Annotated in this window: 10 protein-coding genes and 2 tRNA genes; 5 read left to right on the forward strand and 7 right to left on the reverse strand. The window is 55.7% G+C overall.

Annotated elements, in window-relative coordinates; translation table 11 throughout:
• Positions 1-153 precede the first annotated feature (153 nt).
• The 7 genes from CKV99_RS06100 to CKV99_RS06130 form a co-directional block, all read right to left on the reverse strand.
• Positions 154-226, reverse strand: a tRNA-Glu gene (locus CKV99_RS06100).
• An 846-nt stretch (positions 227-1072) separates the two neighbouring features.
• Positions 1073-1378 (reverse strand): P-loop NTPase family protein, encoded by a 306-nt coding sequence (locus tag CKV99_RS06105; protein ID WP_143063461.1) that lies wholly within the window; start codon positions 1376-1378, stop codon positions 1073-1075.
• A 277-nt stretch (positions 1379-1655) separates the two neighbouring features.
• Positions 1656-4844, reverse strand: a complete 3189-nt coding sequence (gene lysX / locus CKV99_RS06110) for a bifunctional lysylphosphatidylglycerol synthetase/lysine--tRNA ligase LysX (RefSeq protein ID WP_092260103.1) — start codon at positions 4842-4844, stop codon at positions 1656-1658.
• Between the two features lie 59 nt (positions 4845-4903).
• Entirely contained in the window at positions 4904-5611 is a 708-nt protein-coding gene (locus CKV99_RS06115) for an alpha/beta hydrolase (protein WP_169872608.1), read from the reverse strand.
• A complete protein-coding gene (locus tag CKV99_RS06120; protein ID WP_092260107.1) occupies positions 5571-6224 on the reverse strand; it encodes a DUF998 domain-containing protein in 654 nt (217 codons plus the stop codon). Before CKV99_RS06120 ends, CKV99_RS06115 begins: the two co-directional genes overlap by 41 nt.
• A 490-nt stretch (positions 6225-6714) precedes the next feature.
• A tRNA-Glu gene (locus CKV99_RS06125) sits at positions 6715-6790 on the reverse strand.
• 303 nt (positions 6791-7093) lie between these two features.
• The gene (locus CKV99_RS06130; protein WP_092260109.1) at positions 7094-7630 is read right to left on the reverse strand and encodes a P-loop NTPase family protein; all 537 of its coding nucleotides are present in this window, start codon (positions 7628-7630) and stop codon (positions 7094-7096) included.
• Between the two features lie 308 nt (positions 7631-7938).
• Between CKV99_RS06130 and CKV99_RS14240 the strand changes: the two genes are divergently transcribed.
• From CKV99_RS14240 to CKV99_RS06150, 5 genes are all read left to right on the forward strand, one after another.
• The gene (locus CKV99_RS14240) at positions 7939-8154 is read left to right on the forward strand and encodes a hypothetical protein (protein ID WP_143063462.1); all 216 of its coding nucleotides are present in this window, start codon (positions 7939-7941) and stop codon (positions 8152-8154) included.
• A 378-nt stretch (positions 8155-8532) separates the two neighbouring features.
• Complete coding sequence (locus CKV99_RS06135; protein WP_157728381.1) at positions 8533-9141, forward strand: DUF3558 family protein; 609 nt, start codon at positions 8533-8535, stop codon at positions 9139-9141.
• Between the two features lie 141 nt (positions 9142-9282).
• Positions 9283-9939 (forward strand): DUF3558 family protein, encoded by a 657-nt coding sequence (locus tag CKV99_RS06140; protein ID WP_095114686.1) that lies wholly within the window; start codon positions 9283-9285, stop codon positions 9937-9939.
• A 142-nt stretch (positions 9940-10081) separates the two neighbouring features.
• Positions 10082-10741, forward strand: a complete 660-nt coding sequence (locus CKV99_RS06145) for a DUF3558 family protein (protein ID WP_095114688.1) — start codon at positions 10082-10084, stop codon at positions 10739-10741.
• A 20-nt stretch (positions 10742-10761) separates the two neighbouring features.
• Positions 10762-12540: a hypothetical protein gene (locus tag CKV99_RS06150; RefSeq protein WP_095114690.1), complete on the forward strand. Its 1779-nt coding sequence runs from the start codon at positions 10762-10764 to the stop codon at positions 12538-12540.
• Positions 12541-12628: the final 88 nt, after the last annotated feature.

Here is a 12628-nt window from a genome sequence, read left to right on the forward strand (position 1 = left end):
AGAAATGACAACCGAGGAGAACAGGGAACCGAGCCTAGAGGGACCGGGCGCGCATGGAGGGTTAAGCGTACATAGAGAAAACGAGGCAGCCAGTGAAATAACACCAGCCGCCTCGTTAAAAACTAAAGCGGTTCGGCACGAGCCTGACCGCTGTACCCCGTGCGGGGTTTGAACCCGTGTTACCGCCGTGAGAGGGCGGCGTCCTAGGCCACTAGACGAACGGGGCATTGCGCTCGCATTTGCGACGTGTTAACAGTAAATGAACACACAGACACCCCCACAAATCACCTGGACCCAGCACAGAAACGGAACAAGCGCCCGTCGTTCAGCCCTCCTGCCGGGCGGAGCGAAGCGACGCACGCACGTGCAAACGCACCCCAGCGGAAGTCTGGGGGTGCGCGATGTTGAACCGTCGCTTCGCTAAAGATGATTTCTACTGAGCTGCAGGTCGTTCGGGCGGAAGTGTCTCTGGCCCGGGTTCGTGCTCACCCGTAACCACGTCCGCAATTCTCAAGTGGTTGACTCGCGAGGCTTCAGTACATGCCGTCTTTGTGGTGCGTTCGCGGTGTCGGCGAGCTAATCAACTTCTTCGTCCGGTTCTAGCTCCTTGGCTTCCCGCATCTCTGGCGACTGTGAAGCTCGGATTATGGCTATGCCGCAGTTTCTCCGGGTTGTAGAGGTTGATCAGCATGGTTACGATTAACGCAATCCTGATCGTTTCCGATCGATGCCATCTAATCTCCTTTCTGCCAACTGGTTCATTACCACCCACCATAATCTGCACGCAGTGGGAAAATTAGGGCTTTTCAAATGCTACGAGTGGTCTTACCCTGCTACTGAAGATTTACGCTGTTTGGGGTTTTCGTACGATGTGCTGGTCGGGGGTAGAAACACGGAAGCGCACCTACCATGGTGGCGGTGCGCTGATCCGAGCGGACCCAAGCTCAACCCCGCGCCACACGTGACGCAGGGGGCTTGGCGTGCACGTTAACCATAGGCAAACCACCCTCATTCCGCGCGCGGATGCGGGATTCGGGGGTAACAGACTTCACCTATGGTTCATATAGGCTGTCTAAACGGTTTCAGACGCGTCACTCCCGGGGGTGCGGTACTCCCCCACAAAACGATCAGCTTCAGCGCGGGTTGAAAAGACATGCACGGTAACGTCGTCAAGTGCACGGAGCTTATCGACGATCGCGGGGCGCAACGTCTGCGGAAATTCCTGAGCGAACTGTTCCACTTTCGGTGATGGGTGCTCGCCTTCCCACGGCACATCGTTACGAGGCGTGCCTCGCTGCCGTTCCAGACCATCGAGCGCTGTCTCCATGGAGTAGTCGAGGAAGAACACGGTATCGCAATGATGCCTCCGCAAATCCATGGTCTGGTTGTAGGTGCCGTCAAGGATCCACTCGTCGCGGTGTTAAACGTTGAGTAGGCGCTGGCGGAACACACCACGTGACACGGGAGTCTTATCGGCATTCCAGTACAGCATGTCCATATGAGTGACCTCAATGCTGGTCAGGGCGCTGGGCTGGTTGCTGTAGTGCGTTTACCCGGTGCCTGGGACACCGAACACTGTAATCCGTTTCACGATTAATCACCTCGCCAAAACTCAGCTTGACCTTAACCAGAGTGGGCTATATCCCCGTAGTTGGTTAATTACGTGGTTTAACAAACGGGAAGGCCAGCACCTCACGGATTGTCGTTGACATCAGCAGCAACACCAGCCTGTCAATACCCATCCCCATTCCACCGGTGGGCGGGAACCCGAATTCCAGGGCCGTCAAGAAATCCTCATCGACTTCCATGGCCTCCACATCACCACCGGCGGCCAACAAAGACTGTTGTTCTAGGCGGGCGCGCTGTTCCACAGGATCAGCAAGCTCGGTGTAGGCCGTTCCCAATTCCATACCAAAAGCAACCAGATCCCAGCGCTGAGCAATCAGCGGCTGCTCAGGATCCGCCATTGTCAATGGTGAGGTTTCAGTGGGAAAGCCCGCATAAAACGTTGGGGCCACCGTGGTTGGCTCCACCAATTCGTCGTAAAGCTCCGTGACCAGATCCCCAACCGAGGAAGGCTGCAGCCCGTAGCGCTGGGCTAAGTGCTGGTAGCGCTCAAGGGGTGCAGCCAGATCGATCGTTTCTCCGACGGCTTCGGACACTGCTTCGACAACATACACCACCGGCCACGGCTTTCCCAGGTCTACGCTCGACCCATCCGGGGCGTCAAGGATGAGCGAGCCGTGGACGGCCAGGGCAGCTGCGCGCACAATTTCTTCGGTGAGCTCACGCATCGTATCCCAATCGCCAAAGGCTTGATAGACCTCGAGGGAGGTAAATTCAGGGTTGTGGGTGGCATCGACACCTTCATTGCGGAAATTACGGCCAATCTCGTAGACCTTCTCAAAACCGCCCACCACTAACCGCTTTAGATAGAGCTCGGGGGCAATCCGCAACGTCAGGTTTTGGTCATAGGCATTAATGTGGGTACGGAAAGGCCTAGCGTTGGCACCACCATGGATCGTTTGCAGGATCGGAGTTTCCGCCTCCAGGTAACCGTGTTCCTGTAACACCGAGCGCACCGCCGCGACCGCTTGGCAGCGGGCAATAAATATGCGGCGCGCATCAGGGTTGAGCGCAAAATCCATGTGACGCAGCATCGCACGAGTGTGAGGATCTGCCGAAGCCACCATGGGCACCGGGACAAGACATTTCGCCGCCATTTCCCACGACTGCACCAGCAAAGAAGGATGCCCCGTACGCGAAGTACCATGGGTACCGGTGACAGAAATAATGTCGCCACGACCTACCCAACGACGAAAATCAGTATGGGCGGGCTGTGTAGCACGCTCCACAATAAGCTGAAGCTCGTGTTCGCCTTCAACGATGTCAGCGAAAATAACCCCACCGTGGTTACGGATATAGCGAACCCGACCTGTGACTGACACGGTGCCCTCGCGGAGTTGATCCTCGCTGGGTTGATCAAGCTCAGCGTTACGCGGCACCCGTGCCGGGTAGGGCTCATGGCCAGTGGCACGCATCTGCTGGACTAACCCATGCCGGTGTTTTTGTAGTGGCGATAGTTGGCGTGGCGCCAAAGCGGGGCGCAATGCTTCCTGTTCAATCTGCTTAATAAGCTCCGGTTGTCCAAGCGCTGTGGTTGTGCGGGCACCTCCGAGGGGGAGGAAACCTTCTCCAGCCGCAAAACTAATAAGGCAGCGCGCGGCATGGAAAGAATCCATCACCCCAAGGTAGCGCGGCACCCACTCCGGCTGGTACTTCACATTCGACTGATACAGGCTATAAATCTGCCACCACCGTGAAGACAGCACAAGAAACTTAAGCAGCAGTTTCTGTAGTGGGCTTGCCCCTAACATGGCACCGCGTGTCAGTGCTTCACGGAAGGTGACAAAGTTGAGGGAAAAGCGCTCGATTCCTAGCTCAGGGCCTTCGGTGGCAAGAGTTGAGACCATAAGCTCAGTAACGCCGCTGACTGCTTGGGGGCTGCGCAGCATCACATCGAGGGAAACACCCCGGCTGCCCCAGGGTACAAACGTTAATACCCCCATAGGTTCTCCCTGTGCGTTCCGGGCCATCACCACCACGGTACGGGGATCGCGCGGATCCCCGACTCGCCCCGAGGCCATTGTAAAACCGCGTTCTTTTTCCGTACGCCAGCTGGTGACCACATGGCGGAGCTCGGCTAGTGCCTCTGCGGACATGTCGCCTTGGCGGGTAATGGACACGGTGTACCCGGCATTTTTTGCCGCAGCTGAGTCGCGGCGGACCTCCGGTAAATTTTTCAACCGAAATTTCTCGGTAGAGATAACAGCTTCATCGCCTAACCTGGCAATGCTCATCCCCGCTTGTTGGTAGACACGTGCTCCCACATCTGAGGTGGAAGCCACTGAAAGAATCCAGCCATTATGTGTGCCAATTTTAATCCACTGGTTAACTGCGTCCGTCCACGACGCCTGCCTACCAATGGGGTCTCCCGCTGCTACGGCCACACCACCGATGAGCCGAAAAGACACAGCTGCCTGGCCATCGCGAGAGAAAATTGTGGAGCGGTCATCGTTCGCTGCGAAATAGTCCAGGGACCCTGGCGCATCCGACGCAGCTATGATTCGACGCAGAGCACGATATTCATCTTCCGTAGCTGGTTTTGCCGCAGGAACCCGCAGCAAAACCCGCAGCGCGTTAAGCACTGCCAGTGCCGAAACAGCATGGCTGATAAAAGTGATCCAGCCAGGTGCAACGGTTTGCACGGTCAAAGCATCTGTGGTGGCGTTGATACTCAGCGCGGTATCAAAGGCAAGAAGCACCCCATAGCCCGGCCCGAAGCCTGTGAAGAACAGCAACAACAACCAGGTAATAACTACTGATAGCCCAAGCCCTGCAACAAGGGCTCCAAGCGCCGCATACTTGCTGCGCCGCAGCCGGGCCGGAAAATCTTTAATAGCTGTTGCAGCGCACCATAACCAGCCGAATGCAGCGACAAGGCTGATGACCGTATAGACAATGTCTCTCGGTGTGTAGCTGTACAGCCCCACCAACATTGCCCCGCCGTAGCCAAGGCTCACTAGCGCAGACATTCCCGGGAAGAGAGCTATATAGGTGATAAAGGCAGCTCTCAAACCGCGTAACATCCCGGAGACAAGCAGGCTTGTAATCACCAATAGGACAAGTGTTGGGAAGGCAGGCAATCCGGCAAGGAAAAAGACTGTGTAGATTGCATCTACCAATTTTGGATTAATCTCGCCCAGGATTATGCCCACAGCCAACCACAACACGCTTAACTGTGCAGCACCAAGAATGAGGTGTGATTGCCAATGAGAACGCATTGGTTAATTCTAACGCCGAGTAACCCGCCAAGCTCGCATTGGGACACACTTCAAGGAAGCTAGAGGAAGGGCTGGACCAAATGAGGTTTGGTTAACGGAAACATGTGATGCGAAGGCACCACTTCAACCCGATCTGCTTGTAGGGTCTTGGCTAACTTGAGTTGTTGGCCCACAAACGCGGAATCCCAGTTGGAGTTGCTGATCAGCATGGTTGTTTCGATCCCGGAAGTTGAACCTGCATTAATTAGTTCTCCTACGGCGTGCTGTTTTGGCCGGGATAAGGCAAGATCTGTAAGCCATGAACGGGTATTTGGCACTCCTGCGTATGCTCGCCAACTGTCCTTTCCTGCCACGTATCCGGCTGCGGTAGCTAGGCTGCGCGCAAGGGGCAACGCGATGCCAGCCACAGGAGATATAAGTTCAACATAGGCTTTTCGACGCTTCGCCTGCCGCATAATCGCATCGGCGCGCGGCGTCGGGTGGTGCCTGTGATCGGGCAGGATTGGTTCGGTCGGGTCTACTAACACCACCCGGTTGACCTCGTCGGGAAAGCGTAACATCCATTCGATAGCGAGAAGCCCACCCAAGGAATGCCCAAACAGATTCACTTGCTCAGAAGGTACGGCGATCTGGTTACGGATGGCCTCAAGTGGTTGAGTCAATAGCGGATCACCTGTCCACATCGGCCCGGTTACCTCGTGGGAAGCGGGAAAGAGCCGGTGGTAGTCAGTAGGCAGGCATCCCCATGCGGGAAGAAGAATCCACATCTTTTGCATCGTAGCTAAACAGCAACCACATACTGGCAACGGTTGTGGCAGCCACCCCAATTTGGACACGCTGGCTGTAACCGACCGGGAAGCCGAACGCCTCGCCGGACAACAAAACTACTGTGGCTACTAAGTAGACAACCATTAAGGCAACAAACCAAGCCCGATAATGGTGTAACCGCACGGCTAGGAAAGCAGCAGTTACTACCATGAGCATCTGCATGCCAGCAACCGCCACGGAGGCAGCCACGTGCACGGTGAGCCCCGTCTGCCCGGTGCAGGAGGGAAGGGACTCCGCGCACCGAAGCGGAAAGGCCACATCCAGGAAAGTGAACAGGGCCTGTCCAGCTAGTGCGAAAAGGAGTAGCTTGTGGGCAATGCCCAGGCGGGGTCGGTGTAGACACCAGAGCAGTCCTGCTCCAGCGAAACTACAAAGGGCCCAGATCACGTCACTCGTCGCAAATATTCGGCGGTAAGGGCTGCTCAACGCCGAATACTCAGACAGATAAGAGACTGCGGGCGATAGAGGAAAACCCAGCAGCGCCTCATGAATAAAGGTAGAGTACGCGACCGCGCCAAGCAGCATTACTGCGGCGGAAGCAACTTTAAACATCTTTGCACCTTAACCAGCCTGGTGCCGGGATACAACTATCTCAGGCTATTCGAACAGTGGGGGTCTACGGTGATACTTGCACTTTTTGGGTTGGGCACGATAGTCAACTTGATACCACAACAGTGCAGGAAAGTACACCTCCCCCACCGAGAACTACACACGCGAGCTTGTCGACGCCGTCCCTGGCCTTCACCTTAGTTTTTAACCGGTGCGTATTCTTCTCAACGTAGTAGTGGGGTGTGAAAACGATTTTTAAAGAAAGCAGCCGCTTAATTGTGGCCCGTATTGGAGATAGGACGCGATGATGGCGGTGGAGGGTGGGCGACTACCGGTTTATCGCCAGCATTCACGACGAGGAAATCACCATTATTACCGTTAACCTTGGCCACCGGCGCAGTCTGTACGACTGATGTGCCTTGACTTAGCAAGGATCAGTGATACTCACCAGCCGGCTCGTTTCTTTATCACCCCGGTGTGTGTTTCCGCACAGTGGTACCCCGTACGGGATTTGAACCCGTGTTACCGCCGTGAGAGGGCGGCGTCCTAGGCCACTAGACGAACGGGGCCTTGTGCTCGCATGTGCGACTTGTTAACAATAAGTGAACGCACAGTATTCACACAAATCGTCAGGTGGCAGGCCAAAACGGGACGCGATTATCAAGTGGCTGACTCGCAAGACTTCCGGAGGCGGAAACACAGCAACGCACCTACCCCTAAGGGTCCTAAGGGGTCGGTGCGCTGTGCCGAATGTATCCAAGCTCTCCCCCGCGCCACACGTGATGCAGGGGGCTTGGCGTACGAATCCACCATAGGCAACCCGCTAGTACTTTGATAGGGGTACAAATATTCAGGGGTGCCACTATTCATCTTCAATTCATGTTGGCAGCTGATGAAGTCCCAGAAGTGCCACCTGCGGGGGTGCGTGCCTGCACAAGAAAGTCATCGGCCTCAGTGCGGGAAGAAAAAACGTGGACAGTAACCCCGTCAAGAGCTTGGAGCTTATCGACGATCGCGGGGCGCAACGTACGCGGGAATGCATGGATAGACTCCCACACCTTCGGTGACGGATGCTCCCCTTCCCAGGGGACGTCGGCACGCGCTTTGTTGCGCTGCGCCTCAAGGCCACCCAACGCAGTTTCGACGGGATAATCCAAAAAGAACACCGTATCGCAATGATGCAGACGTAGATCAATGGTCTGGTTGTAAGTGCCGTCGATAATCCACTGCTCACGGTGCAAAACGTTAAGCAGGCGGGTCCGGAACACTCCCCGACTAACAGGTGTTTTGTCCGCATTCCAGTACAGCAAGTCCATGTGTGTCACTTCTATTCCGGTGATATCACTGAGCTGATTGCTGAAGTGGGTCTTGCCCGTTCCGGGTGCACCAATAACCAGGATCCGTTTCACGCCTTCGTCCCTTTCCCATCACGTTGCTGGTAGCGCCAAGCTACAAACAGCGGGCATCAACCAACACTGCTCGTAGACAATACCAGTACAGGCTGTACCCCAACTGGGCCACATCAAAGCCCGAATCACTGAGCTCAGCGCACACGTACGGTTTGACGTCGGTTGGGCTTTCCGATGGGTCCAAGCTAAGAGGAAATCCGGTGCCAGGCGCTCAACCCTCCGACTGCTAGGCCACCCAAGCCCGCTACCGCTGGATTCACGATTACGATCTTGCCCGCCCGATCGCCATCATCGGCATGATTTGGGCTATGTCAATTGCTTCACACTTTACTCCGGCCTTTTACTCAGACAAGTGGTACCCCTCTGCAATGCTTGCGGTACTCGTCGGAGTGTCCACTGCAATTATTCTGACTAACGGCCCGCAGCTGGCCACTTACTATGGTTACGGAATGCACGCGACGAACATCCTACTACTGGGTTTAGCACACGAACCCTCCGCACCAAGGTACGACGGAAAGTCTTAACCTCATGCTCGAAAGAGTTATTAAGTACCAGCCTCATGGTCCCGCCCTCGGGTAATACGGACACGAGGTGGCACCCTCAGTTGCCTTAGCCAAAACACGCCATCAGTCATCACAAGCGACGATACGCACCCCTTCGCTCACCCCCCTTTCGCTAAACGCGATCCAGAACTCGAAATTGGCAGTCGTCGCAGGATGCTACTTCCTATCCTTCACACCCCAATAATAAATGACCAGGGGTCTGCCCTTTTCATTGTTGGTTCACGTTCTGCGAGGTGGTGGCGGGTATGGCAGGATGATGGGCGTTGGTGTTTCAACTCGGGGGAGGACCTATTGCAACGTAGAGGTTTTTCTGTTGTAGCTAGTGTTGTTTGTGCTGGTGTGTTGTCAGCATGTTCTGGTGTGTTGGGTGGGCCGGGTACGGTCACAGTGCCCGAGCAAGGAACGACAGAACACGGTGCTGGGACAGAAGCCGGTGCTGCTGGGACTCTGGGTGAAGCATCACATCCTGTGGCGCCGAAAGCTGATGCGTTCCCTTTCGATTCCGGCAGCATAAGGATCGGCCCGTTCGATCCGGACGAGTTGTATCCTGACGTGTTTGATCCATGTCAGGAAATCTCAACAGAAGAGATCGAGGAACGAGGCTTCACCACAGACGGAATCACCATGTCAGAAGGGTCGGGCTCACTTTTGGGGTGTACTTTCATCGCGGGTCCGCAACACCCGAAAATTGTCTTCACTGTGTATGGAAACCTAGCAAGCAAGCAAGACCATATTGATGGTGGGGTGTATTCCCATGAGGTGGAATCCGACGTCTTGGACGGAGTGTTTGAGTACGTCATGGAGACTGACGGCCCACGTATGTGCCGTATTGGGATCGAAACCGAACGCGGAACCATCGGAGTCATCGCTAACGGTGACTATTACGGCACATCGAAAGAACAAGCATGTGCAAGTGCACTGCAGTTACTTGAATCATTCACACACTAGCGAGGCATTACTGCAATCTCACACAAACACGGAGCTGGGATCTATTCTTGTGTTGTTGGTTCAAGTGCTGCGTGGTGGTGGCGGGTGTGGCAGGATGGTGGGCGTTGGTGTGTCAACTCGGGGGAGGATCCAGTGCAACGGATGACTATTGCTACGACAGTTATTGCTGTGTGTGTCGGATGTTCTGGTGTTTTGTCGGGGTGTTCTGCTGTCATAGGTGAGCCTGATAGGTCCACTGTGGCCGGACAGGAGGCGACGACAGAACACAGTGCTGGGACAGAAGCCGGTGCTGATGACGTGGGTGAAACATCACAGCCTGTGGCGCCGAAAGCTGATGCGTTCCATTTTGATTCCGGCACGATTCAGATCGGCCCGTTTGATCCGGACGAGTTGTATCCTGACGTGTTTGATCCCTGTCAGGAGATCTCGGTGGAAGAGATTGAGGAGCGAGGCTTCACCACAAACGGAATCACCATATCGGTTGGGGCTGGCACTCTACTTGCGTGTGCTTTACTCAATGGTCCGCAGCTGCCTAATGCTGCATACTCTGTATATGGAAACCTCGCCACCAAACAAAGCCATATTGATGCCGGGGTCTACGACCATGAGGTGGAATCCGATGTCTTAGACGGTGTGTTCAAGTACACCATGGAGGAAGATCCTCCGCTGACATGTCGTATCGGAATCGAAACCGAACGCGGAACCATCGGGGTGATCGCTGATGGGGATCACTACGGGATTCCGGTAGATGCGCTTTGTTCGGTAGCACTGCAGTTACTTGAATCGTTCACACACTAGCGAGGCATTACTGCAATCTCACACAAACACGGAGCGGGGACCTATTCTTGTGTTGTTTTGTTCACGTGCTGCGTGGTGGTGGCGGGTGTGGCAGTATGGTGGGCGTTGGTGTTTCAACTCGGGGGAGGACCTATTGCAACGGATGACTATTGCTACGACAGTTATTGCTGTGTGTGTCGGATGTTCTGGTGTTTTGTCGGGGTGTTCTGCTGTCATAGGTGAGCCTGATAGGTCCACTGTGGCCGAGCAGGAGGCGACGACAGAACACGGTGCTGGAACAGAAGCCGGTGCCGCTGGGGCTCTGGGTGAAGCATCACAGGCGGTGGCGCCGAAAGCTGATGCGTTCCATTTTGATTCCGGCAGCATAAGGATCGGCCCGTTCGATCCGGACGAGTTGTATCCTGACGTCTTTGATCCGTGTCAGGAAATCTCGACGGAAGAGATCGAGGAACGAGGCTTCACCACAGACGGGATTACCTTGTCAGCAGGCGCTGGCACTATTTTGGGATGTACGTTTATCGCAGGTCCGCAACACCCGAAGGTTGTTTTCTCAGTGTATGGGAACATTGCGACGAAGCAGAAGCACATCGATGGTGGGGTGTATTCCCATGAGGTAGAATCCGACGTCTTGGACGGGGTATTTGAGTACATCATGGAGACTGACGGCCCACGTATGTGCCGTATTGGGATCGAAACCGAACGCGGAACAATAGGCGTTGTCGCTAACGGTGACTATTACGGCACACCGAAAGAACAAGCATGTGCAAGTGCACTGCAGTTACTTGAATCATTCACACATTAACGACATATAACTAGGGGGATATGATGCTGAACTTTGATCCAGTGGAGGTCTTGGCGGCTGCACAGAAACTCGAGACATCCGGGCAATTTCCGATCAGCAACGAAGATATAGTATCGATATTTGCTGATCTAACCTATTCTTCGGTGTCGGGGTTGTCGGAGGTGGGGCAGATGCATGCAACTATTCTGTCAACTAACGGGCAGGAGTCGGTGCAGGCGTTTACTGATCGGTTTGTTAATGCTGCGACGACGTTACGCCGCAATGTTGCTGATGTGGTCAATGGGGATGAGGCGTTTGCTGCCGCGCTGGAGGCGTATCAGCATAGTGTTTCTGTAGGTGCTCAGCTTGGTATGCGGGGGTTGACCAGCTCGCCACTTGCGGATATCCCTGTTGGCAGTATCACCAACACGGATACCCAACCTTTGGTGGTGGTCCCACCTGTGGTTGTTCGCCCACCGTCACTTGTGGTTTTGGCGGGGCAGTTCGCGAGTACGAATCACGGTGTTCCAACCTCAATGGCTGGTGACTGGACGAGTCTGGCATCAAAAGTCCGTTCTGCTGCCGATAGTCTTAATGAAGTACTCGGTGATCTGGAGAGCTCCGCTGAGACTGAAGCAATCCAGTTGGCGATGGCTACGATCCGCACGATCCAGTCGACGGGGTATACGTTTGCATCGAATGCGGATAGCTTGGCCACTAATACCACGAGTTTGGCAACAGCAGGCCAGGCTCAGGCGCAGCAGGTGGCCCAGGTCGCTTATCTTTATGGGCTGGCGAATGCGACAAGTCCTGTGTTGGCGCGCACGATTGAGCAGTCGTATCTCGAGTCGTTTCCGCCTGCGATGACGACTACTTTGGGCCCGGCGTTGCCCAGTGTTGGCCAGTTATTACCATCGATGGATGATCCTCATGGTGGTTCGGCAGGAGAAGTTGGCCCTCGTGGTCGAAACCCTGGTAGGTCGCTGCCGGTGTGGGAAGATACTGCGTTGCCTGCGGTTGTGCAGGATGCGATGGAGCATTATGGGATGGGGGAGGCGGCACGGATGCGTGATCCGCAGGAACTTGCTGCTGAGTTTCAGCGCAGCGGGGCTGACACGTTAGATGCGGTGATGGCCGGGCATGTGCCGACTTCTACGGCTGCAGCTTCGGCTGCTGCGCCTGTGTTGCCACCACCACTTCACCCGGGGGCGCATTCTGGTGCTCTGACACCACCAGCATCACCAGCGACACCTGCTACAACTCCTGCTGCCGGTCAGTTTGGGGCGTTGCCTCCTTCTGGGACTGCTATGGCGCACACCCGGCCTGGCACACGCCTGGGAACAACCGGCCCAGGTGCGGGTGTGGGTGCACCGGGTGCAGCAGGGGTAGTACGGCCGGGAAGCGGGCCAGGTTCTGGGGTTCGCCCCTTGACCACCGGTATCGGCGGTCGAACCGTCGTCGGCACCGATAGTGGTGGGCGCGCTGGTGGAGGTAAGCCACCGTCCGGTGCCGGTTCCGGTGGTCTAGGCGGTCACGGTAGTAGTGGTGTGAGTCGGGGTTCTGCTGGTGGCCTGGGGGCAGGTTCATCGGCACACGCTGCTCATGGTGGTACACCCGTTGGTGGGATGATGGGTGCAGGCCGTGGTGCAGCCGGTACGGCAGGTGGCCGTCGTGGTAATCACGGGTCGGGGTCTGTACGTGGAATAAAAACCAGTGCCGTGGAACGTGAAGGCAATTTAAAAGCCCTGCTTGGTGAAGGCCCCGAAGTCATCCCCGGTGTCATCGGCGCATGGGTACGAGAACCCCGCACCGACCGCTAACAACCAACCGCTAAGAGCCATCTTTTGCAAGTCACCCGCGCTGGCAGCCAGTCGGGTTTGCCGTACTGGTCGGTGCTACCTGCGCCGA

The organism is Corynebacterium cystitidis, assembly GCF_900187295.1.
GTDB classification, from domain to species: domain Bacteria; phylum Actinomycetota; class Actinomycetes; order Mycobacteriales; family Mycobacteriaceae; genus Corynebacterium; species Corynebacterium cystitidis.